The sequence below is a fragment of the Roseburia lenta genome, from assembly GCF_014287435.1.
Classification (GTDB): Bacteria; Bacillota; Clostridia; order Lachnospirales; family Lachnospiraceae; genus Pararoseburia; species Pararoseburia lenta.
In genome coordinates, this window is sequence record NZ_JACOPG010000001.1 from 432,339 (window position 1) to 458,707 (window position 26,369).

26 protein-coding genes, 1 pseudogene and 1 riboswitch are annotated in these 26,369 nt (G+C 45.1%); of the genes and pseudogenes, 3 read left to right on the plus strand and 24 right to left on the minus strand.

Translation table 11 applies throughout. The annotated features are described in order from the left end of the window. Nucleotides 1-4: 4 nt before the first annotated feature. The 4 genes and pseudogenes from H8R94_RS02185 to H8R94_RS02200 all read right to left on the minus strand — a co-directional run bounded on the left by H8R94_RS02185 (nt 5) and on the right by H8R94_RS02200 (nt 4,715). On the minus strand, nt 5-1,153 hold the full coding sequence (locus H8R94_RS02185; protein ID WP_186853749.1) for an ABC transporter substrate-binding protein: 1,149 nt from the start codon (nt 1,151-1,153) through the stop codon (nt 5-7). A 13-nt stretch (nt 1,154-1,166) separates the two neighbouring features. Next, the gene (locus H8R94_RS02190; protein ID WP_118280991.1) at nt 1,167-1,598 is read right to left on the minus strand and encodes a hypothetical protein; all 432 of its coding nucleotides are present in this window, start codon (nt 1,596-1,598) and stop codon (nt 1,167-1,169) included. Between the two features lie 447 nt (nt 1,599-2,045). Next, nucleotides 2,046-3,212, minus strand: a pseudogene (locus tag H8R94_RS02195) (sirohydrochlorin cobaltochelatase); the annotation flags it as partial. A gap of 217 nt (nt 3,213-3,429) precedes the next feature. Beyond that, nucleotides 3,430-3,635, minus strand: a riboswitch (cobalamin riboswitch). Nucleotides 3,636-3,680: 45 nt separating this feature from the next. Further along, on the minus strand, nt 3,681-4,715 hold the full coding sequence (locus H8R94_RS02200) for an LCP family protein (RefSeq protein ID WP_118534675.1): 1,035 nt from the start codon (nt 4,713-4,715) through the stop codon (nt 3,681-3,683). 118 nt (nt 4,716-4,833) lie between these two features. Here H8R94_RS02200 and H8R94_RS02205 point away from each other — a divergent pair, with 118 nt between their 5' ends. Beyond that, nucleotides 4,834-5,679 (plus strand): YitT family protein, encoded by an 846-nt coding sequence (locus H8R94_RS02205; protein ID WP_186853751.1) that lies wholly within the window; start codon nt 4,834-4,836, stop codon nt 5,677-5,679. 154 nt (nt 5,680-5,833) lie between these two features. Then, the gene (pckA, locus tag H8R94_RS02210; RefSeq protein ID WP_118534673.1) at nt 5,834-7,438 is read left to right on the plus strand and encodes a phosphoenolpyruvate carboxykinase (ATP); all 1,605 of its coding nucleotides are present in this window, start codon (nt 5,834-5,836) and stop codon (nt 7,436-7,438) included. 108 nt (nt 7,439-7,546) lie between these two features. Here pckA and H8R94_RS02215 read toward each other — a convergent pair whose 3' ends face one another. The 17 genes from H8R94_RS02215 to H8R94_RS02300 all read right to left on the minus strand — a co-directional run bounded on the left by H8R94_RS02215 (nt 7,547) and on the right by H8R94_RS02300 (nt 22,691). After that, nucleotides 7,547-8,896, minus strand: coding sequence for an ABC transporter permease (locus H8R94_RS02215; RefSeq protein ID WP_186853752.1), 1,350 nt, complete (start codon nt 8,894-8,896; stop codon nt 7,547-7,549). Beyond that, entirely contained in the window at nt 8,893-9,603 is a 711-nt protein-coding gene (locus H8R94_RS02220; protein WP_279220138.1) for an ABC transporter ATP-binding protein, read from the minus strand. The genes H8R94_RS02215 and H8R94_RS02220 overlap by 4 nt, the downstream gene beginning before the upstream one ends. A gap of 18 nt (nt 9,604-9,621) precedes the next feature. Then, on the minus strand, nt 9,622-10,986 hold the full coding sequence (locus tag H8R94_RS02225; RefSeq protein WP_186853753.1) for an efflux RND transporter periplasmic adaptor subunit: 1,365 nt from the start codon (nt 10,984-10,986) through the stop codon (nt 9,622-9,624). Between the two features lie 194 nt (nt 10,987-11,180). After that, nucleotides 11,181-11,597: an ATP synthase F1 subunit epsilon gene (gene atpC, locus H8R94_RS02230; RefSeq protein ID WP_118280984.1), complete on the minus strand. Its 417-nt coding sequence runs from the start codon at nt 11,595-11,597 to the stop codon at nt 11,181-11,183. A 29-nt stretch (nt 11,598-11,626) separates the two neighbouring features. Further along, on the minus strand, nt 11,627-13,015 hold the full coding sequence (gene atpD, locus H8R94_RS02235; RefSeq protein ID WP_118280983.1) for a F0F1 ATP synthase subunit beta: 1,389 nt from the start codon (nt 13,013-13,015) through the stop codon (nt 11,627-11,629). A 30-nt stretch (nt 13,016-13,045) separates the two neighbouring features. After that, a complete protein-coding gene (atpG, locus tag H8R94_RS02240; protein WP_186853754.1) occupies nt 13,046-13,939 on the minus strand; it encodes an ATP synthase F1 subunit gamma in 894 nt (297 codons plus the stop codon). Nucleotides 13,940-13,950: 11 nt separating this feature from the next. Then, entirely contained in the window at nt 13,951-15,459 is a 1,509-nt protein-coding gene (gene atpA, locus H8R94_RS02245; protein WP_456300139.1) for a F0F1 ATP synthase subunit alpha, read from the minus strand. Next, nucleotides 15,456-15,974, minus strand: coding sequence for an ATP synthase F1 subunit delta (gene atpH / locus H8R94_RS02250; protein WP_118534670.1), 519 nt, complete (start codon nt 15,972-15,974; stop codon nt 15,456-15,458). Before atpH ends, atpA begins: the two co-directional genes overlap by 4 nt. Beyond that, nucleotides 15,952-16,404 (minus strand): F0F1 ATP synthase subunit B, encoded by a 453-nt coding sequence (atpF, locus tag H8R94_RS02255; RefSeq protein WP_118280979.1) that lies wholly within the window; start codon nt 16,402-16,404, stop codon nt 15,952-15,954. Before atpF ends, atpH begins: the two co-directional genes overlap by 23 nt. A 24-nt stretch (nt 16,405-16,428) precedes the next feature. Then, nucleotides 16,429-16,659, minus strand: coding sequence for an ATP synthase F0 subunit C (atpE, locus tag H8R94_RS02260; RefSeq protein ID WP_012743658.1), 231 nt, complete (start codon nt 16,657-16,659; stop codon nt 16,429-16,431). A gap of 36 nt (nt 16,660-16,695) precedes the next feature. Then, the gene (locus H8R94_RS02265) at nt 16,696-17,382 is read right to left on the minus strand and encodes a F0F1 ATP synthase subunit A (protein WP_118280978.1); all 687 of its coding nucleotides are present in this window, start codon (nt 17,380-17,382) and stop codon (nt 16,696-16,698) included. Between the two features lie 96 nt (nt 17,383-17,478). Further along, on the minus strand, nt 17,479-17,691 hold the full coding sequence (locus H8R94_RS02270; RefSeq protein WP_186853755.1) for a hypothetical protein: 213 nt from the start codon (nt 17,689-17,691) through the stop codon (nt 17,479-17,481). A 99-nt stretch (nt 17,692-17,790) separates the two neighbouring features. Continuing rightward, nucleotides 17,791-18,738 carry a TIGR01212 family radical SAM protein gene (locus H8R94_RS02275; protein WP_186853756.1) on the minus strand — a complete coding sequence of 316 codons (948 nt, stop codon included), beginning with the start codon at nt 18,736-18,738 and terminating at the stop codon, nt 17,791-17,793. 1 nt (nt 18,739) lies between these two features. Further along, nucleotides 18,740-20,506: an arginine--tRNA ligase gene (gene argS, locus H8R94_RS02280; protein WP_186853757.1), complete on the minus strand. Its 1,767-nt coding sequence runs from the start codon at nt 20,504-20,506 to the stop codon at nt 18,740-18,742. A 52-nt stretch (nt 20,507-20,558) separates the two neighbouring features. Next, nucleotides 20,559-21,053 (minus strand): QueT transporter family protein, encoded by a 495-nt coding sequence (locus H8R94_RS02285; protein ID WP_118280974.1) that lies wholly within the window; start codon nt 21,051-21,053, stop codon nt 20,559-20,561. 71 nt (nt 21,054-21,124) lie between these two features. Beyond that, nucleotides 21,125-21,613 carry a VanZ family protein gene (locus tag H8R94_RS02290; protein WP_186853758.1) on the minus strand — a complete coding sequence of 163 codons (489 nt, stop codon included), beginning with the start codon at nt 21,611-21,613 and terminating at the stop codon, nt 21,125-21,127. 496 nt (nt 21,614-22,109) lie between these two features. After that, nucleotides 22,110-22,691 (minus strand): sugar transferase, encoded by a 582-nt coding sequence (locus H8R94_RS02300; RefSeq protein ID WP_186853951.1) that lies wholly within the window; start codon nt 22,689-22,691, stop codon nt 22,110-22,112. A gap of 536 nt (nt 22,692-23,227) precedes the next feature. On the opposite strand from H8R94_RS02300, the gene H8R94_RS02305 reads away from it, so the two are divergent. Continuing rightward, complete coding sequence (locus H8R94_RS02305; protein WP_243069537.1) at nt 23,228-23,560, plus strand: helix-turn-helix domain-containing protein; 333 nt, start codon at nt 23,228-23,230, stop codon at nt 23,558-23,560. Nucleotides 23,561-23,612: 52 nt separating this feature from the next. Here H8R94_RS02305 and yajC read toward each other — a convergent pair whose 3' ends face one another. From yajC to aroC, 3 genes are all read right to left on the minus strand, one after another. Next, entirely contained in the window at nt 23,613-23,936 is a 324-nt protein-coding gene (gene yajC, locus H8R94_RS02310; RefSeq protein ID WP_118280970.1) for a preprotein translocase subunit YajC, read from the minus strand. Nucleotides 23,937-24,056: 120 nt separating this feature from the next. Further along, on the minus strand, nt 24,057-25,187 hold the full coding sequence (gene tgt, locus H8R94_RS02315) for a tRNA guanosine(34) transglycosylase Tgt (protein ID WP_118534662.1): 1,131 nt from the start codon (nt 25,185-25,187) through the stop codon (nt 24,057-24,059). 29 nt (nt 25,188-25,216) lie between these two features. Continuing rightward, on the minus strand, nt 25,217-26,314 hold the full coding sequence (gene aroC / locus H8R94_RS02320) for a chorismate synthase (RefSeq protein WP_186853759.1): 1,098 nt from the start codon (nt 26,312-26,314) through the stop codon (nt 25,217-25,219). Nucleotides 26,315-26,369 lie beyond the last annotated feature (55 nt).

The following is a 26,369-nucleotide window of genomic DNA, read 5'->3' on the forward strand; positions in this document are numbered from 1 at the left end:
TTCCTCAGTTCAATTTCTTTAAATAGGTCAGGTCTGCATCCGCATCCCCAAGGACATTATGCATGTCCTCCACAAACTCTGCCATACCGGTCGACTCTTGGAAAAAGTTCTTGCCGGTGCAATAGACATTGCCTTTTTTTACGGCGTCAAACTGCGCAAACAGGCTGTTTTTTGCCAAAAGTTCGTCTATGCTTGTGATCTCTCCTTCGATCGCACTGTTGTAGATCAGAATATCTGCACTCTGTGCGGCATTATAAAAATCTTCCATCTGCATATTCATGGTCGAAAGTGCATTTTCTTCCTCGGGAACCACATCTGCCAAAGCATAATTGCCGCCCGCCATGGTGATCATCTGGGTAATGTAATCTCCGGGCTTTCTGACATTGATGGCTCCACTGGAATTGACCGAGAAAAAGGCGACTGTCTTACCGGTATTTGCCTGATCAAGCAGTGGCGTGATCTGTTCCACCTGGCTGTCAAAATAAGCGTTTGCCTCATCCAGAGCATCAAACAAAAGACCATAGAGTTTGATCCACTCCAACCTTCCCAAAGGATGCGTTTCATAGGACGACCGCTCGACCAGCACCGGAATGCCCAGTTCTTCCAGTTTTTCTTTTACTTCCGGTGTGTGATAGATCATGGTATTTTCGATGGCAAGATTGCAGCCTTCATTTAAGATGCACTCATAATCCGGGGCACTGTACTTGCCGGCATAGATCATATTGCCTGCCTCGATCGCCTCTTTTGCCTCTGTGATATACCAGTCCTTTGCCTTGGAGCCGGACAAGCGGATATAAGATATGCAGTCTAACTGACGGATCAGGTCCATGACCGAGGTCGACACCAGATAGGTCTTATCCAGTGGCTGCTGCAAAGCCACGACATCTTCCGGCAGATTCTTTGGTAGGTCTTTGCCCTCCGGCACCAACAGAAAGTGCTGGTCCTCTCCTATGGTGATCAGGGAATAATCTCCATAATATTCCACCTGATACTGGGTCGCATACGCCAGCGTCATCTGACCTGTCTTCTCTAAACTATCAAAGGCTATCTTGTCCGTAGTATCAGACTGACTCTGCACGCCACATGCGCCCAGAGTCAGCATCATAACCACAGCAAGCAGCAAACTGATCCATCTTTTATATCTCAATCTCATCTTGCAACGGTTCCTATTCTTCAATGTCTATTAACGAAAAATTCAAGGTATATTCAATCTCGTGTGGCTGGCTCATAGCCGTCGTATCACCCACAACAGATAATGGCTGATCCAGATCGTCTACCGGTATCGTAAAGGTTGAACCCTCTCCGTCTGCCGCCTCGTTTAAATACTTTTCTCCACCGACCAGCATATAGTCATAATGACTGCTGCTCCAGATGATCGTTGCGGTGATCTTACCGTTCTTGACCGTGATCTGTGTCGGGGAAACGACCGTTGCCCGTCCAGTGCCGCCTTCTAATGTCACTTCCACATTGTAAGTGCCATCCGCCAGGCTATCGTCTTTTTTTGTGCCACATCCCCATAAGGAAAGCAGTAAAAAGACAGATAAGAGAGAGACTGCCAGTCCTTGTTTTATATGTCCTTGTTTTCTCTGTACTTCCATGATGTCTTACTTCCTTATATCAAGTAATGTCTACTGTGGACTTGCAACGCTGACCTTGTGATCGTACCAGGTACCCTTGGTTCCAAGAAGTGCCAGATCAAATTCCTTGTCCAGATATGGTACCGGAACATCAAATCCATTAACTTCTTCGGTAGATCCGTCGCTATAAGTAACGGTATCACTTGTTGGCTGCAATACGTTCTTGCTGTCTTTTTCGGCATCTGCTGCCAGACCTTCATACAGGTTGACAATCTTCTTTGATGTCAAAGAAATGTGAATGGTCATCTTGCCATTTTTTACGGTAAGTTCTCCCATACCATTGTTTGCTTCATTTACATGAAACATACTGCTGTCGGTTGTAAACTTTACCTGATAAGTACCGTCAGCAAGCGCAGATGTGCCGGCAGACGCATTGTCTGCTGGCTCAACTACTACACCTGAAGATGTAACGGCATCTTTAGTATGCTCTACATAGATCTGCTGGATGGCTTCGATCTCACCCAGTCCTGCGATCTGACATTCTACAGAATCAAACGCCTTAGAAGCCTCAAACTGGCTCTTCCAAGAATCATCATCATCCCCTGCCATATCGTTATTTGCATGATCTCCGGCTACCACCATCAGTGGGCGAAGGATAACTTTCTTGTAACCTGCTTCCTTTACAGCCTCGATCACGCTTTCACAAGCGGTCTCTTCCGGCTCGCCCTCTACGGTTCCGATAAATACATTATCATAACCAAGGTCTGCCATCTGAGAAGCCATCTGGGAATAAGAGACCTTTGCTGTATGAGAAGTACCATGTCCCATAAATACAAATGCAACGCCGTCTTCCTTTGCAGCCTCTAAAGAATCATACTCAGCCGTCTTTACAGCCTCTGCTGTGATTGCTTCTGCAACTGCCTTCTTGTCAGCATTGACAGTTGCTGTATCCTCTCCAACCTCACCAAGAAGTGGCTCTGCAACCGTTACGGAATCAAACTTATCCTTGTATTCATTTACTGCTTCTACTAACTCATCATACTCTGCACCATGCATAAGGTGTGTCGGCTGAACAACTAAGTTCTTAACGCCATTGTCTACAGCACGCTCTAATGCCTGATCCATATTGTCGATCTTTTCGCCATCTCTTGCCTGCACATGGTTGATGATGATCTGTGCTGTAAAGGCACGTCTTACTGACCAGCCCGGATTTGCCTCTGCGATCGCCTTTTCTACACCACCGATGTCTGCGACACGGCTATCGTTAAAGGATGTACCAAAACTTACAACGAGGATTTCATTTGCGCCGATGTCATCCTGGTTCAAAGGATCATCCTTAGATGCATCCCCGGTATCTCTTCCAAAATAATCCGGATCTGCATTCTCACCACTGACAAGTTCTTTCTGTGCATCTGTCAAAGCATCCCATGCCTTCTTGGCAGCCTCGCACTGCTCGTCTGTCTTGTCTGTTCTCTCCTGCACATAAATGGCATCGATCAGATCTGCAACCTTATCTGCTGCTTCCTGATCGCTTGTGGTATTGTCTGTCTTTGCGGTATCTTTGTTACCACAGCCAGTCATCATACTAAAGGCCAGCATACATACCATCACGAGTGATACTACTTTTTTCTTCATTGTCTTCCTCCTAATTTTTATCGCTTTTCCATAGGTAGGACGCAGGGCATACAGATCTGAAAAAGCGACACTAAAAGAAAAACTCTGTCCTATTAATAATTAAGAACAGAGTAATCATCAAATATTATGTAAACAAATAAATCCGCACACAAAAAGATATGCAACTTGCTTGCGTTACATAAAACAGTACGACCAATTACTCGTGATCCGGAATGACTCCTGTACCAAACAACTGGCAGGTTTCCTGGCTGAAAGATCATCACACGGCTTTTACCTTCCCAATGCAAGGCATCAGTGGCATAAACAAAAGCCGCACTCCCTAATCACAGTGACGAGATCGTACAGGAATCACACCTGTTTCCCTTTTAACCCTTTCTCAAGCATAAAGATCCTTGGAAGGGCACCAATTATTTCTCTATGAAATTCGATTTATTCTATCACATTCTACCCTGTATTTCAATCCAAAAGTCACGATCCGTCTCCGTCGCCTGCCCCATAGCCGGTAAAGTCGATCAGACCATCAGAGATCTTCTTGAGGCTGTCCGGTGCCTGATACTCGCTGTCTTCGTAAAGTTCCTGATGCAGTAGCACGACATTGGACTCTAAACTGCAAGGAACAACTGCATCCCCTATGCTGTCGCCAAAGCGGTCTGTAGTCTTGGAAAATGGGAATCCCTTGGTCTCGCCCAGATCGTAATCCATCATATTCTTAGCAAGATAAAGGAGTTGATCCATGTCTATGCTGGTATCGACATCCGGGAAGACACCCGTGATCAAAGATGCCAGTTGTGTCGGACTGGCGCTCTTTGCCTTGGCAATGATCTGGGTCAAAACAGTACGCTGCCGCTCCGTACGCCTAAAGTCATCGCCTGCGGTAGAACGGATCCTGCAATATGCTGTCGCCTGCACACCATCTAAATGCTGGCTTCCGGCAGAGACCGGATTGGCGTCCTTTCCCACGATGGCTCCGACTTCTCCGATATAGCCACCGTTCATGGCTTCCGCTTCTGCATCGGTCAGTTCGATATCAATGCCATCCACCGCATCGACCGCGGCTACCAGCGCCATAAAATCGACTGCTACATAATCCGTGATGTTCAGATCCAGATTGCGGTTTAACATGGCAAGAGCACTGTCAATGCCGCCATGATTGAAAGCATAATTACATTTGCGGAAGGTCTCCTCGCCATCAACATCCATCAAGGTATCGCGATATACTGAGACCAGTTCCACCTGCTTGGTATAATTATTGATGTTGCAAAGCATGATCGTATCGCTGTTGCCGCTGTCAAAATTGCCGTTGGAACGGTTGTCCACGCCGAAAAAGGCAATGGTCGTATAGCCGTCTAACATGGCATCCGTTTTTTCATCCTTTCCGCTGTTGCCAAGAAAGAGATAGGCGATCAAAAGAGTGATCGCTGCTAAGAGGGCGATCACAATGATCGCGATCCGCTTTTTGTAGGACATTTTCTTCTTTTTCTTTTTGTTTTTTCTCTCTTCCATCCAAACCTCCCGTATCCTGCAATTTTTTTCTATAGTTTATCACATCTACTATGGAAAAAAAATGAAAAAGTGTATAAAATATAAGCGTTACATATAGAAAAGGAGTTCTTGATTTACCATGAAACACAAAATACAAAGCCTTATCATGATCACCCTGAGTACCTTTATCATGGCGGTCGGCGTTTACTTTTTTAAATTCCCGGACAATTTCTGTTTTGGCGGTATCACAGGTTTTGCTACCGTGGTCGCCAAGGTCACGCCCATCAGCGCATCCAATTTTACCTTTATCGCCAATACCATCCTGTTAGTCATCGGCTTTATCTTTTTGGGAAAATCCTTTGCCCTAAAGACGACCTATGCCAGTATGCTCTTATCCGTCTTATTGGTCTTTTTTGAAAAATGGATGCCTCTGACAAAGCCCTTATCCAATGAGCCTATGCTGGATCTGATCTTTGCCATTGCCCTTCCCGCCATCGCATCTGCCCTTCTCTTTAATATCGGCGCTTCCAGCGGTGGAACGGATGTGATCGCCATGCTTTTGAAAAAGTATACCAATATGAAAGACATCGGTATCGCCCTTTTTGCCACAGACCTCGTCATGATCCTGGTTGCCTGCTTTGTCTTTGATCTAAAGACCGCCCTTTACTCTTTTGTCGGTCTTGCCGTCAAGTCCTTCATGATCGATGACATCATCACCACGATCAACCTGCGCAAATCCATTACCATCGTCTGTGATGACAAGGAGCCGATCTGTAGTTTCATCACCGCTAAACTCAACCGCAGTGCCACCATCACAGAAGGCGTCGGTGCTTATACCAATGAAAAAAAATATATCATCTTTACTTCCCTCTCCCGCACCCAGGCTGTGGAACTGCGAAATTTCATCCACGATCAGGATCTGCAGGCATTTATGTCTGTTTCCAGCACCAGTGAAGTATTTGGAAAGGGTTTCCATTCTCTTTAAGCATCTTCACGTAAAAACGGATTGTTTTTTACGTGCATTTTTCTTGATTTTGTGAGGGATTATTGTATAATATGATGAGGGTACTTTGAAATGTCTATTTTTTAACAAAGTACATCTACTATTTTCAAATCATACAGAAAAGAGGTTAAAAGAAATGGCAGAAATCAATTTAAGCAAGTATGGTATTTCCGGAACCACAGAAATCGTTCACAACCCTTCTTATGAAGAATTATTCAAAGAAGAGACCAAGCCGGAATTGGAAGGTTACGAAAAGGGTCAGGTCAGCGAACTTGGCGCTGTAAACGTAATGACAGGTGTTTACACCGGACGTTCTCCTAAAGACAAATATATCGTTGTTGATGAGAACTCTAAGGACACTGTATGGTGGACAAGCGATGAGTACAAGAACGACAACCATCCAATGGATGAAAAGACATGGGAAGCTGTTAAAGATATCGCTAAGAAGGAACTTTGCAACAAGAGATTATTTGTTGTAGATGCATTCTGCGGTGCCAACAAGGACACCCGTATGGCTATCCGTTTCATCGTTGAGGTTGCTTGGCAGGCTCACTTTGTTACAAATATGTTCATCAAGCCAACCGCTGAAGAATTAGAAAACTTCGAGCCTGATTTCGTTGTTTACAACGCTTCTAAGGCTAAGGTTACAAACTACAAAGAATTAGGACTCAACTCTGAGACATGTGTAGCCTTCAACATCACAAGCCGTGAGCAGGTTATCATCAACACATGGTACGGCGGAGAAATGAAGAAGGGTATGTTCTCTATGATGAACTACTATCTTCCACTTAAGGGCATGGCTTCTATGCATTGCTCAGCAAACACCGACTTAAATGGTGAAAACACTGCTATCTTCTTCGGTCTTTCCGGAACAGGTAAGACAACACTTTCTACCGATCCTAAGCGTCTTTTAATCGGTGATGATGAGCACGGTTGGGATGACAACGGTGTATTCAACTTTGAAGGCGGATGCTATGCAAAAGTTATCAACCTCGACAAGGAATCTGAGCCGGACATCTACAATGCGATCAAGCGTAACGCTCTTCTTGAGAACGTAACACTGGATGCGGATGGAAAGATCGATTTCGCAGACAAGAGCGTTACAGAGAACACTCGTGTTTCTTATCCGATCAACCACATTGAGAACATTGTACGTCCTATCTCTTCTGCTCCTGCAGCAAAGAATGTTATCTTCCTGTCAGCAGATGCATTTGGCGTACTTCCTCCAGTATCTATCCTGACTCCGGAGCAGACACAGTACTACTTCTTATCAGGATTTACTGCAAAACTTGCCGGTACAGAGCGTGGTATCACAGAGCCTACTCCTACATTCTCAGCTTGCTTCGGACAGGCTTTCTTGGAGTTACACCCAACCAAGTATGCAGAAGAACTTGTTAAGAAGATGGAAAAGAGCGGCGCTAAGGCTTATCTTGTAAATACAGGATGGAACGGCACAGGCAAGAGAATCTCTATCAAGGATACTCGTGGTATCATCGATGCTATCTTAAACGGTGACATCAAGGATGCTCCTACAAAGACAATTCCTTACTTCAACTTTGAAGTACCTACAGAACTTCCGGGTGTTGATCCAGCGATCTTAGATCCTAGAGACACATACGCTGATGCTTCTGAATGGGAAGAAAAGGCAAAAGACCTTGCTACAAGATTTAACAAGAACTTTGCTAAGTATGAAGGTAACGATGCTGGTAAGGCACTTGTTTCTGCAGGTCCTCAGTTATAATTTCTTTAACCGATCAAATACAGCAAAAAGGATGTAAGCGAAATGCTTACATCCTTTTTTATATGAGGGACGTTCCTTTTTCCATAAGGAGTGTCCCCACTGTGAAATTTATTCGTATCTGAGTGCATCGATCGGCGACATGTTTGCTGCCCTCTTTGCCGGATAATAGCCAAAGACTACACCGATCAGCATAGAGAATACAACCGATATGATAATGGCTGTGATCGATGGACTGACCGTCACATGCAGCATGCTGCCCAATTCCTGCTCGTAAGAAGATACCAGCATACCTGCCACCTGTGACAAAAGAAATCCGTTTAAAATACCGATCACGATACCAATGACACCGCCCATAAGGCAGATCACGACCGCTTCCGTCATAAACTGTCTGCGGATGCTCTTATTCTTGGCGCCCAGCGCCTTTCGGATACCGATCTCTCTGGTTCTTTCCACCACGCTGACCAGCATGATATTCATAACACCGACACCGCCAACGATAAGGGATATGGCAGCGATAACAGAAATGGCGATCGTCAGTACATTTAAGACCTGATCGATCTGTCCCAGTTCCGATGCCATGTCGTAGCATTGCAGTTCAAAGGTACCATTGGCGCTGAAATACTTCTGGTCGAAATAAGTTGCGATATCCTGTGACAAGGCTGTTGCATCTACACCATCTTTTGCCATGATATTAAAAGATTGCAGATCATTCTCCATACCATTCGCCTGATTTGTCTGGGCTGCATAGGTATAAGGGACTAAAATAGGCGTGACCGTATCCTTTTCCGGTGTCTTGGTATCGATTCCACTGCCCTGCTTTCTGGCATCATAATGATAAACGCCAACAACGTAGAACTTCTGTACCGTACCATCCTCATCGGACTGCACCAAGATCTGTCTGCCGATGGGATTCTGTCCGCCCCAGGCATACTTGACATAGAGATCTGATACAAGAGCAGTTGCTTTTGCCTGTTTATTATCCGCGTCACTGATATCACGTCCGGCAATCAAAGTCAACTTGGAGGATGAAAGATAGCCCGGTGTCACTCCGTTGACGGATACTTTCGCACTGCTCTTATCCCCTGTACTGCTGGCAGCAGAAATCAGCATTTCCTCCACAACCACAGCCTCTACCCTATCAGCAAAGTCCGTCTGAAACTCTGACAATCTTTCATATGTCAACTGCTCATCTTTCGTCATTTCCGGATATTGCCAGGCTTCCCACTCTGCATCCGTTTCAAATTCCGGCGTGATCGCATTGACATATGCATAGATCAGATTCGTACCACCAAGTTCGCGCATCGTTGACGCAATCGTTTTTTGCAAAGAGTTTCCGATCGTTGTAATCGTAATCACGGCACTGATGCCAATAATGATACCCAGCATAGTCAAAAAGGAACGCAGTTTGTTGGATTTCAAACTTTCAAAGGAAAGACGTATACTTTCTGTTATATTCATTCCATCTCACCTCCCAGTTCCTTATCTGCGATAATGCGGCCATCTGAAATCGTAATCATCCGCTCTGTTTCATGTGCCAGTTCCTGACTGTGGGTGATGAGCACGATCGTCTTATCCTGTTCCTCATGCAGACGATGGAAAATATCCATGACCAGATGTCCGGTCTTGGAATCCAGCGCTCCCGTCGGTTCATCTGCTAAAAGTATATGGGGATCATTTGCCATAGCACGTGCGATTGCCACACGCTGGTTCTGTCCACCGGACAATTCATTGGGTTTGTGATCCGCTCTTTCTTCCATACCAACCAGTGCCAAAAGTTCCATCGCACGCTCTCTGCGCTGCTTTGGCGGCATGTTGGCATACATGAGCGGAATCTCTACATTGCGCACCGCGCTCATGCGGGGAATCAGGCAAAAGTTCTGAAAGACAAAGCCGATCTCCTGATTGCGGATATCGCTCAGTTCTTCATCCTGTAACTTGCTGATATCCCGTCCGCCCAGAAAATACTGTCCTTCCGTCGGTCGATCCAAAGCACCGATCATGTTCATCAGAGTGGATTTACCGGAACCGGATTCCCCGACGATCGATACAAATTCGCCCTGAAAGACTTTCAGATCGATCCCATGCAGAATCTCCAACTCATTGGGCTCCCCCTCATAATAACGTTTCACGATGCCTTGCATATCAATGACGTTTGTTCTTTCCATAAATACGCCAGCCCCTTTCTAATTTGATGTAGAGAACGTCGTCACTGCGCCATCATCGGACATTCCAAGATCTGTCTGTTTCTCAGGGAAATACAGATCATAAGATTCTCCTTCCGATACATCATATGGATAATTGATAATACTGTCTCCTTCCTTTAGTTCATCGGAAGAAACAGCCGTATAATAATCATTGGAGATACCGGTTGTCACGATCACTTTCTTAATCTTATATTTTCCGTCTTTTCCTTCTTTACCAACGAATACATAAGAATTCCCGTCATCGTCTGTTGCGATAGAATCATAAGGAACCGCCAACTGCTCTCCTTCTTCATTCAGCATGATCTCCACATTGACTGACATTCCAAGTAAAAGTGGTGTTCCAGGCTCCAGCGTGATCGTCGCACTGTAGCCGCCGGAAGATGATGAAGATCCATCGCTTCCTGCATTCTTGGAGGCAAAATTGACGACCTTATCTACTGTACCGCTAAAGACCTGATCGCTGCCGATCGCATCCGAAGTGATAGATGCCTTCTGACCCTGTGCCAGTTTCAAAATGTCTTTTTCCTTGATATTGACATTGACCATCAAAGAACTGTCATCCTCAATCCGCATCAAAGATCCGTTGGTCGGAATACTTCCCTTGGATACATTTAACTGGGTGATGACACCTGACTGCTCTGCCACTACGGTCAGATTGTTCAACTGCTGATATAACTTGGTCAGGTCGGAGGATCCGGTGTCTGCTGTTGTGCCAGCCGCGTCCTCCAAAGCCTCCTGTGCAGATGCCACGGCTGACTGTGCGGCATCATATTCACTCTGGGCACTTTGTAAGTTTGCCTGTGCCTGTGCTAAGGCACTTGCCTTTTCCTCGGCTGACTGGTCTGATGAGCCCAAAAGATTCTGGATGGTCTGATAATCATTTTGTGCTACTGCGACCGCTGCTGCCTTTGCATTTGCCTGTGCCTGCGCGGTCTCTACGGCACGCTGTGCTTTTTGCTTCGTGCTGTCACTGGCTTTTTTTGCAGCGGAATTCTGCTTTTCCAAGTCTGCAATCTGCTGGCGGATCTGCTCATCATCAAAGGTGCAGAGCACCTGTCCCTTTTCCACATGATCTCCCAGAGATACGTTGAGTTCCTTGATGGCACTGGAAACCTCTGTCGTAACCTCTGTCACGTTGCTACTCTCCACCGTTCCACTGGTACTTACGGAACTTGACATGTCCTGCTTTTGCAGGGTAAATGCCTGTATGCCACTGTCCACCTGCGTGATCTCACTGGCACTCTGTCTCATACGGTGCACAAGAATCCCGATCACGATGGCAATAATCACGATCACTACAATCGCAATCATTAGTTTCTTATGCTTTTTGATTTTCTCTAACATAGCCCACTCCTTATGTATGAATCTAATTTTGAAAATGCCCCGCATTTCCTATTCTTGTTTTTCATTATAACGTTTTAGAAGTACAAACGAAATATAGAAATCCTTTATTATTTCTTAAATTTTCTTAAGAAATGGGCAAACCAAAAGGGACGCTCCTTGTGTCAAAAGGAACGTCCCTCAAATCATCTGCTATGCTATTTGCCGGCGGTCGCTTTCAGACGAGCCATGGCTCTTGCCAAAGATGCGCGTGAGTGATAATACTCATGGATGCTCTGCTTCTGACGAAGTTGCTCCTCAGCTCTTTCCTTGGCTTCTCGGGCTCTTGCCACATCGATCTCCTCCGGTCTTTCTGCTGTCTCCACCAAAAGGGTCACACGGTTGTTGACGATCTCAACAAAGCCCATGCCGACAACTGCATATTCCCAGTTCTCACTGCCCTCCGGCTGAAAACGCATCTCGCCATCATCGATCGCGATGACCATGTCCTCATGATGGGCTAAGATTTCCTTTTGTCCATCATATTCCGGCACGATCAAAGAGCGGCATCTGCCCGAATAAAAAACACGGTTTGCAGATATGATCTTTAAATAAAATGTATTACTTGCAGCCATAACATTTCACCTTTCTGCCAGCAGAAAAACTACTGCATTGTCTTTGCTTTCTCAATGACATCCTCGATCGTACCGACATTGAAGAATGCATTCTCAGGATACTCATCCATCTCGCCATCGATGATCGCCTTAAAACCACGAACAGTCTCTTTCAAAGGCACATAAACACCCTTGACACCGGTAAAGTTCTCTGCTACATGGAATGGCTGAGATAAGAACTTCTGGATCTTTCTGGCACGGAATACCGTAAGTTTATCCTCGTCTGCCAGTTCTTCCATACCAAGGATCGCAATGATATCCTGCAATTCCTTGTACTTCTGTAAGATCTCCTGTACCTTTCTTGCTACCTCATAATGCTCCTCACCGACAATATCCGGCTCCAGAATACGAGAGGTAGATTCCAATGGATCTACGGCAGGATAAATACCTTGCTCTACGATCTTTCTGGAAAGTACGGTCGTTGCATCCAAGTGTGCGAATGTAGTTGCAGGTGCCGGGTCTGTCAAGTCATCTGCCGGTACATAGACCGCCTGCACGGATGTAACGGAACCATTCTTGGTAGAGGCGATTCTTTCCTGTAATTCACCCATTTCTGTAGCCAATGTCGGCTGATAACCTACGGCTGACGGCATACGTCCTAAGAGGGCGGATACCTCAGATCCAGCCTGTGTGAAACGGAAGATATTATCAATGAACAAAAGCACATTCTGATGCTTTTCATCACGGAAATACTCTGCCATGGTAAGTCCTGTCTCTGCAACTCTCATACGTGCTCCAGGTGGTTCGTTCATCTGTCCGAACACTAGGGCTGTCTTTTCCAGAACACCGGATTCCTTCATTTCTGTCCAAAGATCGTTACCTTCACGGGAACGCTCTCCAACACCGGTAAAGATAGAATATCCGCCATGCTCGGTTGCGATATTGCTGATCAACTCCTGGATCAGTACCGTCTTACCTACACCGGCGCCACCGAACAGACCGATCTTACCACCCTTTGCATAAGGAGCAAGCAGGTCAATGACCTTGATACCGGTCTCTAAGATCTCCTCTGCCGGGTTCTGTTCTTCAAATGTTGGCGGCTCTCTGTGGATCTCCCATTTTTCGCCACCATCTAACTGCTCGCCACCGTCGATCGTCTCGCCCAAGACATTGAACAAACGTCCCAAGGTCTGCTCGCCAACCGGTGTCTTAATGCCACTGCCTGTAGCAATAACCTCCATATCACGGGAAAGTCCCTCGCTGGATGCTAGCATAATACAGCGGACAGTTTTATTGCCAATATGCTGTGCGACTTCCATCACACACTTCTTGTCACCATTTTGTACTTCAAGTGCGTCTCTGATTGCCGGCAGATCTTCATCCTGAAATTCTACATCGACAACAGGTCCCATCACCTGAACGATTTTTCCTGTCTTCATCAAAAAGCCTCCTTAATCTTAGCTTTTCCCTTATTTTTTACGTTTTCGCTTCTGTGACTTTGCACCAGCGATCACTTCTGTAATTTCTTGTGTAATTGCAGCCTGTCTTGCTCTGTTGTAAAGGATATCCAATTCATGCAGCATATCCTTTGCACTCTTAGATGCTGCTTCCATCGCCATCATACGGGCATTCTGCTCGCAGGAATAGGACTCTACCAGCGCACCATATACGAAGCCAACGACATAGTCAGGAACAATACGATCCATCACTGCCTCAGCAGAAGGACGAAGTGCCAGTTCCTCATGCGGGATATCGATCGGCAACTTCATATTAAAGTCCGTCTTTTTCAGCGGTAAAAGCTGCAGGATCTGGGTTTCTTCCTGCACTGCATTGACCATGGTCGTGTATATGATATAGACCTCATCCAACTTTTCTTCCTGATACATCTCGATGATCTCTTCGGCAATATTTCTCGCACGGTTCAGCGTTGGATTTTGCACGGTATAATGGAACTGCTTTTCAATTTCAATCCCACGCTGTTCAAAATAATGACGTCCCAGTTCTCCCAGTACGAAAAGTTCGTGGTTTGGATACGAAAGCAAATGCTCCTCTGCCAGTTTCAAGACATTGTGATTATAGGAACCTGCCAAACCCTTATCCGCCGTGATAACGATATAACCGACCTTTCTTTCTTCCATCGGCTTATCTTCGTTGGACTTAAAGTAGATATCCTCCATGTCCGGAAGATGTCGCAGGATTCGGCTCATTTCCGACTGCAACGTAAAGAAATAGGGTTCCGTATCTGCCAGCATCTTCTTTGCCTTCTTCAACTTGGAAGAAGATATCATATACATGGCATTTGTGATTTTTAATGTATCATTGATACTTTTGATACGATCCTGTATCTCCTTCGTATTTGCCATAACAACACCTACTATCCTACAAATTCTTTTGCTGCATCAAGCATCTTCTCTACCAGTTCCTCATTGATGGCTTTGCTTGTCTCGATCTCCTCGCCAATCTCAGGATGCTTTAAGTCCATAAAGGAAAGAACATCCTTCTGATACTGCTTTACCTGCTTTGTCTCTACGGTATCAAAGAAACCGTGGTTGGCAAGACATAAGGTCATGACCTGCTCATGCAGAGAAAGCGGCTGGCAAAGTGGCTGTTTCAAAAGTTCCATCAAAGCCTTACCATGGGTAAGTTGTGCTTTGGTCGCATCATCCAGATCAGATGCAAACTGGGTAAATACTTCCATTTCACGATACTGTGCCAGATCGATACGGATACTTCCGGATGCCTTCTTCATAGCCTTGGTCTGTGCAGCACCACCAACACGGGATACGGAAAGACCTACATTGACAGCCGGTCTCATACCGGAGTTGAAAAGGTTACTCTCCAAAAAGATCTGTCCATCAGTGATGGAAATAACGTTGGTAGGAATGTATGCAGATACATCGCCTGCCTGTGTCTCGATGATCGGAAGTGCTGTGATAGAACCTCCGCCAAGTTCCTCTGACAAACGACTGCTTCGCTCCAAAAGTCTGGAATGTAAGTAGAATACATCACCCGGATATGCCTCACGTCCCGGAGAACGCTCCAAAAGTAAGGACAAGGCACGGTAAGCCACCGCATGCTTGGAAAGATCATCATATACGATCAGAACATCTTTGCCCTGATGCATGAAATATTCTGCTAATGCTGTTCCGGCATAAGGTGCTACATACTGCAAAGATGCCGGATCACTTGCGGTAGATGAAAGTACGATGGAATAATCCATAGCACCATGTTTTGTCAATGTAGATACGATCTTTGCTACGGTAGATGCTTTCTGACCGATAGCAACATAAATACAGATGACATCTTTCCCCTTCTGGTTGATGATCGTATCGGTTGCGATAGATGTCTTACCGGTCTGACGGTCTCCGATGATAAGTTCACGCTGTCCACGACCGATCGGGAACATGGAATCAATGGAAAGAATACCTGTTTCCATTGGTGTATCAACGGACTTTCTGTCTACGATTCCCGGTGCATCTTCCTCCATCGGACGATAGCCATCTGCCTTGATCTCGCCGTTTCCGTCGATCGGCTCACCCAAAGCATTGACGATTCTTCCGATAAAGGCATCGCCTACAGGAATACCTGCTTTTTTCTTGGTTCTAACAACCTTTGTTCCTTCTTTGATTCCGGTATCTCTGCCAAATAAGATAACGCCGATCTCATTTGCACGGATATCCTGAACCATTCCTTTGACTCCATTATCAAAGATTACGATCTCGCCATACATTGCATGATCAATGCCGTAGATCGTTGCGATCCCGTCGCCTACCCAGATGACTTGACCTGTTTCCTTGCTCTCGTCATCCCAGTTGGCATTTTCGATCTCTTCCTGAATAATGGAGATAATATCTGTTGCACTTATTGCGCCCACAGGGGTCACCTCCCGGTTAATTTTCTTTCTAGTTGACGGAGTCTGCCCTCGTAACTTCTGTCAAATTCCTCATGGAAGCCGCGGATCAGATAACCGCCCAAAAGCGACTCATCGACACTCTCCGTCATTTCTATTTTATAATCTGGATACTTCTCTTGTAACAGTTGTTCTGCCTCATGGCGTGTCGCCTCATCCGGCTGGTCTGCAAAAATGATCTGCACCCGCATGATGTGATTCTGCTCATCCCAATACTGGTAATAAGCATCAAAGATCTGACGCATCATATCACAGTTTCCCAGATGGCTCATCATTTTCAGGAAATTGACCATGATCTGCGGGATCTCTTCCAGCGCACATACACGTTCGATGATCTCCTGCTTTTTCTTTTCGTCAATGGTCGGATTTTCCAGAACCTCTAATAGTTCCGGTGTCAAAAAGATGAGTGCATCCGTTTTTTCTACAACCGCACGCTCTACAGACAACTGGTACAAAACTTTTGCATTATTTACTGCTGCCTGCGTCATGAGCATCACCTGTCTTTACAATTTTTCTTGCTGCAATGAGCGCTAACTTCGCAATGTCTGCTTCCGCTGCCTTCGTTGCCTTTTCCTGCTCATTTGCAATATCACTTTTTGCTTTTTCAAGCATGGCATCTGCCTCAACTCTGGTCTTTTCCAAAGTTCTCTCGTGCTCCTTTTGTGCACGGTCTCTTGCCTCCAGAATAATCTGGTCTGCTTCTGTCTTTGCACTCTCCAACTTATCCTGATATTCAGCCTTCAATGCCTTGGCATCTTCCTGCTCTTTTTTTGCATCTGCGAACTGGCTCTTGACCATTTCATCTCTGGCATTGATCACATTCATGACCGGCTGATATAAAAACTTTTTAAAGATAGCATAAAGGACTAACAGATTGACTACCGTCCACAGGATGTTCCATGGATCTATACTCAGCATAACTGTGCCTTCCTTTCGTCTTTATTATTTCAGGAAAAGAATGATCAAAAGTGCGATAACGAAACCGTAAATAGCGGTTGCCTCGGCAAGGGCACATCCTAAAAGAAGTGACTTAGAGATCTTGCTTTCTGCTTCCGGCTGTCTTGCGATCGCATCTACTGCGGAAGATGTTGCCTTACCAATACCAAGACCTGCTCCAATACCTGTTAATACTGCAATACCTGCTCCAATGGCTACTAATAATGTTGATGACATAATGTTTTCTCCTTTTTCTTTCAAATTTTATTTTGTTTATTCGGTTGCTTCCTTTATGAACAACCCGGTCAGGAATACAAATACATACGCTTGTATCAGACCATCAAAAATATCAAAGTAGCAGCTAAACACTGCCGGTACCACTGCCGGCACGACCATCTTTAAGAGTTCCATGATAACAAAGGAACCTAAGACGTTACCAAACAGTCGCATACATAGGGACAATGGCTTGATAAAAAGTTCCAGGATATTGATCGGTAAGACGACCGGCATAGGTTCGGCAAAACTTTTCAGCCAACCTTTCGTACCCTTGGCACGAACGCTGGAAGCCTGGATCAATACGATACTCATCAGTGCCAATGCCGCTGTGACATTCATATCCTTCGTTGGTGGCTTGAATCCCAGAAGTCCTATCAGATTCGCCACACCAATGTAGATGGCTACAGCAGAGAGATACGGAATATATGCTTTTCCCTTCTCTCCTACGGTCTCATCAAAGAAGTCATGTAAGAACTTTACACCAGTCTCCACTACGATCTGCCTGCGTCCGGGGTGTTCTACACTTAAATTTCTGCCCAAGAGAAAGAACACGATCGCCAGTGCCGCCATGATGATCCATGTAACGACTACAGACTCATAAATGGGGATTCCACCAAAGAGAGGAATGGTAAAGACAGTCTCACAATTCAACTCTTCCATCAGACCATTTACCAGAGCATCCATCTGTATACCTCCTTTCTTAATTTGTAATAATTTTCTTATTTACGATACGATTTTAGTCTTGCAAAAATTTAATGTCAATCATTGATTTTTCGGGCTTTAAAGGACTTTTTCCTGCTTATTTTTCATGTATCTTTCCCCTGTCATTTGGATTTTTCCGCTCTCTTTTTGTGCAAATTGCACATTGTTTTTTTCTTGAAACAAGAGGTGGTCTGGGCAAAAAAAATTTTCGTCAAAAAATTGACAAAAATTTCTCATTTTTTCCACATATTTACTTATATTTTGGCATATACAAAGGTCTGTCTGTGTCATAAAATTTATACACATCCCACCATGTGTCTAAAGTCAGGGACGTTCCTTTTGCCATAAGGAGCGTCCCCTTTGGTCTTTTTTACTAACAGGTAGCCAGATCTAGCGGCTGGCGATCTCACGCTGCAAGGCGTTCCATACGCGCTTCTTGTCCGCACTCCATAAAGGTGCAAGCAGGGTCTTCTTATCCCCATCGCCTGTCATGCGGTGGATAACCATACCTTTTGGCAAAAGACTGATACAATCTGCCACTAAACCAACATACTCTTCCATGCTAAAGACCGGGCATCTTCCTGCCTCATATTCTTTTTCCAGATCTGTCCCCTTTAATATATGAAGTAACTGTAACTTGATCCCATCAGCGCCAGACACTCCCACATAAGAGACCGTCTCCTTCATCATATCTGTGGTCTCGCCCGGCAGTCCTAAGATCACATGCACGATAACTTCCAATCCTCTCTTTTTTAGTCGGCCGACCGCCGCATCATATACAGAAAGCGGATAGCCGCGCCGGATGTATTCCGCCGTCGCCGGGTGGATGGTCTGCAGTCCCAGTTCCACCCATACCGGCTTTTTCGCATTAAGTTCTTCTAACAGATCCAGCACCGCATCATCCAGACAATCCGGCCGGGTAGCCACCGATAGGGCAAGTACATCTTCCGGCTCTATGGCTGCCTCAAAGATCGGGCGCAAATAAGAAACAGGCGCATACGTGCCTGTATACGCCTGAAAATAGGCAATGTACTTGCCTGCTTTATTCTTTTTTTCCACTCTCGCTTTGCCTGCGATCAACTGCTTTTGCACAGCCTGACGTAAGGCACTTTGGTCTGCCTCTGTCAGTATCTCTCCCCGTCTGGTCTTTTGCAGGATCTTTTGCATGTCCAGATGCTCTGCGAAATCGCCACTCCCGGATGCCGAGCAAAAGATACAGCCTCTGGTATCCAAAAGTCCGTCACGGTTGGGGCAGGAACAGCCTGCATCCAAAGAGATCTTGTATGCCTTTGTGCCAAAGGTATGGCGCAGGTACTCATTCAGTGAATAATATTTCATCTTACATTCTTTCCGGTGCAGAAAATCCCAGCAGATCAATACAGATTTCAAGGACTTCCTTGGTCAGTTCCAACAAGCGGATGTAGCCTGCCTGCTTTTTCTCATCTTCCTCCGTCATGATCTTGGTCTCATGGTAGAAGTGATTAAATGCATTGGCAAGATCATAAATGTATGCGCAGATCCTGTGTGGTGCATTTTCTTCGTATGCTCCACGCATAGCACTGTTGAACTTGGCAAGTTCCAGCATCAAAGACTTCTCACTCTCGGATGCTGCGGTCAGGATCTTTGCATCTGCAACCTTTTTGCCACTCTCCTCATACTTGTGCAAAATAGACTTCATACGAACGATCGTGTAAAGGATGTATGGACCTGTGTTACCCTCGAAAGAAGTAAAGCGGTCAATATCGAAAATATAATCCTTAGACGCCTGGTTGGAAAGATCTCCATACTTGATCGCAGAAAGTGCAACGATCTGGGCTGTCTTTCTCGCCTCGTCCTCTTCCATGGTCTTGTTATCCATGATCTTTTCGTACATCTTTTCATTGATCTCAGAAACCAGAGTCTCCAGACGCATAACGCCGCCTTCTCTTGTCTTGAAAGGCTTGCCGTCCTTGCCGTTCATGGTACCAAAACCGATGAACTTGAGTTCTGTCGTATCCGGTACGATACCGGTCTTTCTTGCACAGCGGAATACCTGGACAAAGTGTAACTCCTGACGCTTGTCTGCCAGATAGATCACACTCGCCGGATGATAATCTTCCATACGCCAGATCAACGTAGCAAGATCCGTTGTATCATAAAGGGATGCCCCGTCTGATTTTAAGATCATGCAAGGCGGGATTTCCTTGGTATCGGTGTCTTCCTTAACATCAACAACCAGTGCCCCATCACTGACATAGGCGTAACCATCTTTTTTCATCTTCTCTACCATGTCAGGAATGTATGGCTGTGCATCGGATTCCCCTTTCCACAACTCAAAGGACACATTCAGGTTCTCATAATTCTTTTTCAGATCACTGACTGACACATCTAAAATATGTTTTAAAAGTGCCTGATATCCGCGATTTCCCTGCTGTAATTCAAAGGTAGCCGTCATGGCTTCCTCTTTGTAAGCAGCATCTTCTTTTGACTTTGCACTGGCGGTCGGATAGATTTCTTCCAACTCGCTAATCGTAAATGGAGGTTCGCTCGGATACTCTCCTGTATAATCCGGATCAAAATAGCAAAGATCCGGCTGGCGCAGACGAAGTTCTGTGATGATAAGTCCCATCTGTAAGCCCCAGTCTCCTAAATGCACATCGCCGATCATATTATCACCCATGAACTTGCCGATGCGCTTCACGCTCTCACCAATCACGGCAGAACGAAGATGTCCGACATGCAGTGGCTTTGCCACATTTGGTCCGCCGTAATCAACGATCACGGTCTTTGGCTCTGCAACCTTATCTACACCTTTTCTGTCATCTTCTGCCATGGCATTGACATAGTCTGTCACATAGCCAGGTGCAAGGATAAGATTCAAAAATCCCGGTGGGCAGGCGATGACACTTTCAAACATCGGGTTATCCTGTAGTTTCTCACTGACCTCTGTAGCGATCGCGATCGGCGCCTTCTTGTATTCCTTGGCTGCCGCCATAGCACCATTACACTGGTATTCACACAGATCCGATCTGTTTGATAAAGATACTCTGCCATATTTTTCATCGTAGCCACACGCCACGAAAGCATCTGTAATTTCTTTTCGGATCAAGTCCAAGATTTCTTTCATATTCTTATCCCTTCCTACTAATTATAAATCCATGTACGAGACAGGTGTCGGATTACTCTTCTGTCTTAAAGATCTTGAAGCGATGTTTCCATAAGGCTTTCTTTAGGATCATGCCCAGAACACAGATAGAAAGCACTTCACCAATGCCGACTGTCAGCATCAGATACCATACCGCATCCTCTAAGCCGTACACATTGCGGAGTACGAGCGGTACAATGATGGTATTAGCGATCACCGGCGGCAAGGTAAAGGCAAACTTGGTCTTTCTTAAAAGATAAGTGCCAATCGCACCGATCAGGGTTGCCAGACTGCCAAATATCACGTCGAGTGCCATGCATCCGGTCAAGATGTTGCTGAGCAAACATCCAACAAAAAGTCCCGGAATCGCTGCCGGCGTAAAGATCGGTAAGATAGTCAGAGCCTCTGAGATCCTTACCTGGATCGCACCGTTTGCGAGTCCAAAGGCACTGATAAAATAAGTCAGTACCACATAAATAGCCGCAATCATTGCGGCCTGGGTCAATCGTAACGCACTTGTTTTTTTCATATGTAATTCTCCTTAGTTTTGTTTTACGTGTGGATGGTTTCGAACACACGTTGTAAATCCTTATGATTTTATCATAATTTGCGGAGTTTGGAAAGATGATAAATGGTACAAAGTAACAAACATCCCAGCAGACATCCCGCACTATCTAACATGACATCCGTCACTTGCCCGCTCCGTCCCGGGACAAATAGCTGATGGATCTCATCGGTTGCCGCATAGCCTGTCCCAAGGAGCCAGCCCCAAAGTCCATAATGTCTTTTTTCAAAGGATGACAAAGTGGCTGTAAGTAAAATACCAAGAATGGCATACTCCGTCGCATGGGCGGTCTTTCGCACCGGGAACTCGATGCTCTCGGCATACTTTGTCCGGTCAATTTCTGACATGGAAGAAAAATCCGGTACTAAGACACTTCCTACCGTCATGCCGACGCGTAGACTTGTCTTGGTCGATTCCGTCGCCGGCTGCGCCGAGAAGGAAAAAATCAGGAGTATCCAGAGGATGGAAAGGATGAGGTATGCAGTTGGTTTATATTTGTGGGATTTTCGTGGGTTGGTATTCATGGTTTGCTTGTGATCTCTTTCGATTATTTTCTATAATTTCAACAGATTCATTATCAATTTTACCATCACATCTTTCTCTTCGGCTTTTGATTCAGCAATCATCAATGTAATTGCTACTAACATTCCATCACTAAGTCTCTTTTCTCCATCCTGTACTTTTGTCGGAAAAACCGACAGAAGTCTCATTCAATTCTCCATTCACGTCACCATCTGTAAACAGTACAATTTCATTCTTCATCTTTTAGTCCCTCTTACATAATTAAATGTACTTTTTTATCCTTTGATATAATTCATACATCCTATCTATAACCATGAACTCTGACCAGACCATCCACGATATGTGCTACTTCAGGGAACGTGCTATAATCGAGGAAAAATATCGGAATGATCTGATCAAGAAACAAGAATAGCCGTACCATCTGCTACTAGGCATTTGGTATGGCTGTTCTATTTCGTGAGTTCTCTATCAATATCATATATTTGCATTTATTATCAATCACACATCATCGCTTCCCCGCAACACCACCGGAACCGTCATCAAAATTATCTTGAGATCCAGCATCAGGGAATGATTTTCAATATACATGAGATCCCATTTTAATTTATCTAAAAATTCTGTATGATAATCTCCATGCACCTGCGCATAGCCTGTGAGCCCGGCTGGCACTGTCGCGCGGAAGGTGTACTCCGGCACATCTTCTACAATCTCTGCAATGATCTCCGGTCGTTCCGGACGCGGTCCCACAAAACTCATATCTCCCCTGAAGATATTGATCAGTTGCGGCAATTCATCAATCTTAAATTTACGCAAGACATATCCTACGCGCGTCATGCGTTCATCCTTTTTGCCGGCAATCTGTGGTCCGGATTTTTCCTCCGCTCCCATGATCATGCTGCGAAACTTAATGATCTCAAAATTTCGCATATCTTTCGTACAGCGTGTCTGCCTGTAAAAGACATCTCCCCCATCAGATCCACTACCAATACGATGGCAAAATACAGCACCATATACAGGGGCGGCACAATAGACATACGGATCAGTTGTATCCCCAATAGGACTGCCACTATGCTCTGTAATGCAATGAGAAAAATATCAATTTTATATATGACTCTTTTCTTTGCTTCCTGCTTCATTTCCTCTTACCTGTTGAATAACTTTCTATACATAACAAATGACGTGTCACAGTTTCCTACGCACGCCACAACTCCAAGATCTATAAAACAAGGGTTGAGCACTCAGTACACCCCCAGGAAATTTTTAAGTTTAGTTTTAATTTTTTCTGCTTTTTCATAATCTTTGCTAATACACTTCATAACTCTCGTTTCACACTATAGTTGTAATTTTTCAATCATACATAACTGGCAATATTATCCATTACTCATTAAGGTTTCTTATAATATACGCCTGTTCGGATATTCATTATACCCCTTTATCATCCTTTTGTCTATATTTATTTCGCTATTAGCGATTTAGTATTTCTCTTAGTTTGTTCCTATTTAGAGGTCTACAAAATATGATTAAGATAATTTCTGGAAACGTATGAAATCATTAGTGTTTCCGAAAGTGGGGAACCGAGTAAATTTTATGTAAAGGGGGAATGACCTGTGAATTACATGACATCTGCCACAGAAATCGGACAGCGTATTCGATCCTGTAGAAAGTCCATTGGACTGACACAGGCCGAGATTGCAGAAAAGATGGATCTCTCCATCAATTATGTTTCCGATTTGGAAAACGGAAAGAAGAATATGTCAATACTGACGATGGCAAGTCTTTGCAAATGCTTTGACAAGTCCGCAGATTATTTTTTGTATGGCACGGAAGACAAAAATGCCGGCATAGATATGGAAAAAGTAATCGAATTCGTCTCGACACTTTCCAATCAGCAGTTAGATCATTTACAGACCTATGTAAATTCATTGATCCAATTGAAAAGTGAGGCATAAAAAAGAGGTCAGGATGTTTTTCATCCTGACCTCTTTATACTTTACAAATGTCTTATTTAGATTCTTTTTCTACAGCATCTTCCGGCTTTTCTACTGCTGAGATAGCAGCCTTCTGCATTGGGATACGGCAGTTCTTGTTGCTGCCGAACTCAACGATCACAGTATCCTCTGCGATGTCGATGACAACACCATAAAAACCACTTGTGGTAAGAACGGTATCTCCTACAGCAAGGGATGACATCATAGCATTTTTCTGCTTGGTCTCCTTCTGCTGTGGACGGATCATAAAGAAATACATAAATGCAAATAAGATTACGATCCAGATGATTGGCATCAAAGCATTACCGCCTGCTGATGAACTCATTAAAATATTCATGATAAAAATTCCTCCTAATCATGAGACTTTATGCCTCAAACTCTATTTATTGTACTAAATCCCTATACATTTCGCAAGGTTTTGTCCATAATTTCCCATCAGTTTATAAAACTTTAATATTTATTCTCCGGCTTCCATGCCCTCTAATTTGCGCTTCTTGTAACCGGCGAAATCTCCGGCATCCAAAGCATCCCTGATCTCTTCCATCATGTGATTGTAGAAATACAGGTTATGCAATACGCAAAGACGCATGCCCAGCATCTCTTTTGCCTTGAGCAGATGACGGATATAGGCACGGGAGTAGGTACGGCATGCCGGACAGCCACAGCCTTCTTCGATCGGTCGCATGTCCTTTTCATACTTTTGATTAAAGAGGTTTAATTTTCCATGATCGGTATAAACATGACCATGTCTGCCGTTTCTGCTAGGGTAAACACAGTCAAAGAAATCAATGCCTCGCTCTACCCCCTCTAGGATATTCGCCGGAGTTCCGACTCCCATCAGATATGTCGGCTTATCCTGCGGCAGATATGGAACGGTCTCCTCTAAGATATGATACATCTCCTCGTGGCTCTCGCCTACAGCAAGTCCACCAACGGCATAACCATCCAAGTCCATCTCAGCGATACGTTTGGCATGCTCAATACGGATATCCTCATAAATCGCCCCCTGATTGATACCAAAAAGCAACTGGTTCTTATTGATCGTATCTTCCAGACCATTCAGCCTTGCCATCTCTGTCTTGCATCTGGCAAGCCAGCGCGTGGTACGATTGACAGAGTCGGTCACATACTTACGGTCTGCCTTACTGCTTGGGCACTCATCAAATGCCATGGCGATGGTCGATCCCAGATTGGACTGGATCTGCATACTTTCTTCCGGTCCCATAAAGATCTTATGCCCGTCAATATGTGACTGGAAGTAAACACCTTCTTCCTTGATCTTGCGCAGCCCTCTGAGGGAGAACACCTGAAATCCGCCGGAATCGGTAAGGATCGGACGATCCCATACCATAAACTTATGCAGACCACCAAGTTCCTTGATTGTCTTATCCCCCGTTCTCACATGCAGATGATAGGTATTGGACAACTGCACCTGTGTACCGATATCATGCAGATCATCGGTGGATACAGCCCCTTTGATCGCAGCCACCGTTCCTACATTCATAAAAACCGGTGTCTGAATCGTTCCATGTACGGTCTCCATGACCGCTCTTTTTGCTCTTCCTTCTGTTTTTAAAACTTTGTACATTTTCCTGTTCTTTCTATATATAATAACAATTATTTTTTCTGATAAAAATCAACGATACGATCCATGCGCGCACTCATATTTGAAAAAAGTGCATCGACAAGTGTGATCGCTGCCATACTCTCCACAACCACCACTGCCCGGGGTACGATGACAGGATCATGTCTGCCATGGATCTCAATTGTCTGCTCCTCGCCATGCACATTCACGGTCTTTTGTGGCTGGCTGATCGATGGTGTCGGTTTGACTGCCACACGAAAGATAATCTCATCGCCATCGCTCATGCCACCGAGCACGCCGCCTGCATGATTGGTCTCCTTTTTAACAGTCCCATCCTGCATACAAAAAGCATCGTTATTGACAGATCCATTGTTTGCTGCAACCGCAAAACCATCTCCGATCTCAAAGCCTTTTACCGCTCCGATGGATAGCATTGCCTTCGCCAAAGAGGCATCTAACTTATCAAAAACAGGCTCACCAACGCCTGCCGGCATCCCCTTGACCCGACACTCAATCACACCGCCTGCTGAATCCTGTCTACCGATGCAATCCTCCAGATAAGCCTGCGCTTTCTTTGCAGCCTCAGCATCCGGCATGGCAAGTGGATTTTTTCTGATCTCATCTGCATCAAAAGAAGCGATAGCAACCGGTCCGATTGCCTTTGTATATGCGCACATCTCAACGCCAAGTTCCTCTAAAATCTGTATGGCGATCGCCCCTGCCGCGACCCTGCCAATCGTCTCTCTGCCGCTGGATCTGCCGCCGCCGCGATAATCTCGGATTCCATATTTTTCATAAAAAGTGTAATCCGCATGCCCCGGTCTGAAGATCTCCGCAATATTGGAATAATCCTTGGAATGTTGGTCTGCATTCCTTACCATCATAGAGATCGGCGTTCCTGTTGTCTTTCCCTCAAAAACACCGGATAAGATCTCAATGGCATCTGCTTCCTTTCGCGCCGTTGTAAACTTGGACTGTCCCGGTTTTCTTCTGTCCATAAATTCCTGTATTCTGTTTGTATCCAGCCTCAGTCCTGCCGGAACGCCATCCACGACAACGCCAAGTGCCGCGCCATGGGATTCCCCCCAGGTGCTGATGCGAAATGCTTCACCAAAACTTGATCCAGCCATACGCTTTTATCTCCTATCAATGCCAGATTATCCCATGAAAAGCGAACTCTCCACA

Excerpts from the sequence above, each read along its gene's own strand:
- H8R94_RS02185 (WP_186853749.1), bottom strand. The coding sequence starts at position 1,153 with ATGAGATTGAGATATAAAAGATGGATCAGTTTGCTGCTTGCTGTGGTT.
- H8R94_RS02190 (WP_118280991.1), bottom strand. The coding sequence starts at position 1,598 with ATGGAAGTACAGAGAAAACAAGGACATATAAAACAAGGACTGGCAGTC.
- H8R94_RS02200 (WP_118534675.1), bottom strand. The coding sequence starts at position 4,715 with ATGGAAGAGAGAAAAAACAAAAAGAAAAAGAAGAAAATGTCCTACAAA.
- H8R94_RS02205 (WP_186853751.1), top strand. The coding sequence starts at position 4,834 with ATGAAACACAAAATACAAAGCCTTATCATGATCACCCTGAGTACCTTT.
- pckA (WP_118534673.1), top strand. The coding sequence starts at position 5,834 with ATGGCAGAAATCAATTTAAGCAAGTATGGTATTTCCGGAACCACAGAA.
- H8R94_RS02215 (WP_186853752.1), bottom strand. The coding sequence starts at position 8,896 with ATGAATATAACAGAAAGTATACGTCTTTCCTTTGAAAGTTTGAAATCC.
- H8R94_RS02220 (WP_279220138.1), bottom strand. The coding sequence starts at position 9,603 with ATGGAAAGAACAAACGTCATTGATATGCAAGGCATCGTGAAACGTTAT.
- H8R94_RS02225 (WP_186853753.1), bottom strand. The coding sequence starts at position 10,986 with ATGTTAGAGAAAATCAAAAAGCATAAGAAACTAATGATTGCGATTGTA.
- atpC (WP_118280984.1), bottom strand. The coding sequence starts at position 11,597 with ATGGCTGCAAGTAATACATTTTATTTAAAGATCATATCTGCAAACCGT.
- atpD (WP_118280983.1), bottom strand. The coding sequence starts at position 13,015 with ATGAAGACAGGAAAAATCGTTCAGGTGATGGGACCTGTTGTCGATGTA.
- atpG (WP_186853754.1), bottom strand. The coding sequence starts at position 13,939 with ATGGCAAATACGAAGGAGATACAGGATCGTATCAAAAGTATCAATGAT.
- atpH (WP_118534670.1), bottom strand. The coding sequence starts at position 15,974 with ATGACGCAGGCAGCAGTAAATAATGCAAAAGTTTTGTACCAGTTGTCT.
- atpF (WP_118280979.1), bottom strand. The coding sequence starts at position 16,404 with ATGCTGAGTATAGATCCATGGAACATCCTGTGGACGGTAGTCAATCTG.
- atpE (WP_012743658.1), bottom strand. The coding sequence starts at position 16,659 with ATGTCATCAACATTATTAGTAGCCATTGGAGCAGGTATTGCAGTATTA.
- H8R94_RS02265 (WP_118280978.1), bottom strand. The coding sequence starts at position 17,382 with ATGGATGCTCTGGTAAATGGTCTGATGGAAGAGTTGAATTGTGAGACT.
- H8R94_RS02270 (WP_186853755.1), bottom strand. The coding sequence starts at position 17,691 with ATGACACAGACAGACCTTTGTATATGCCAAAATATAAGTAAATATGTG.
- H8R94_RS02275 (WP_186853756.1), bottom strand. The coding sequence starts at position 18,738 with ATGAAATATTATTCACTGAATGAGTACCTGCGCCATACCTTTGGCACA.
- argS (WP_186853757.1), bottom strand. The coding sequence starts at position 20,506 with ATGAAAGAAATCTTGGACTTGATCCGAAAAGAAATTACAGATGCTTTC.
- H8R94_RS02285 (WP_118280974.1), bottom strand. The coding sequence starts at position 21,053 with ATGAAAAAAACAAGTGCGTTACGATTGACCCAGGCCGCAATGATTGCG.
- H8R94_RS02290 (WP_186853758.1), bottom strand. The coding sequence starts at position 21,613 with ATGAATACCAACCCACGAAAATCCCACAAATATAAACCAACTGCATAC.
- H8R94_RS02305 (WP_243069537.1), top strand. The coding sequence starts at position 23,228 with ATGACATCTGCCACAGAAATCGGACAGCGTATTCGATCCTGTAGAAAG.
- yajC (WP_118280970.1), bottom strand. The coding sequence starts at position 23,936 with ATGAATATTTTAATGAGTTCATCAGCAGGCGGTAATGCTTTGATGCCA.
- tgt (WP_118534662.1), bottom strand. The coding sequence starts at position 25,187 with ATGTACAAAGTTTTAAAAACAGAAGGAAGAGCAAAAAGAGCGGTCATG.
- aroC (WP_186853759.1), bottom strand. The coding sequence starts at position 26,314 with ATGGCTGGATCAAGTTTTGGTGAAGCATTTCGCATCAGCACCTGGGGG.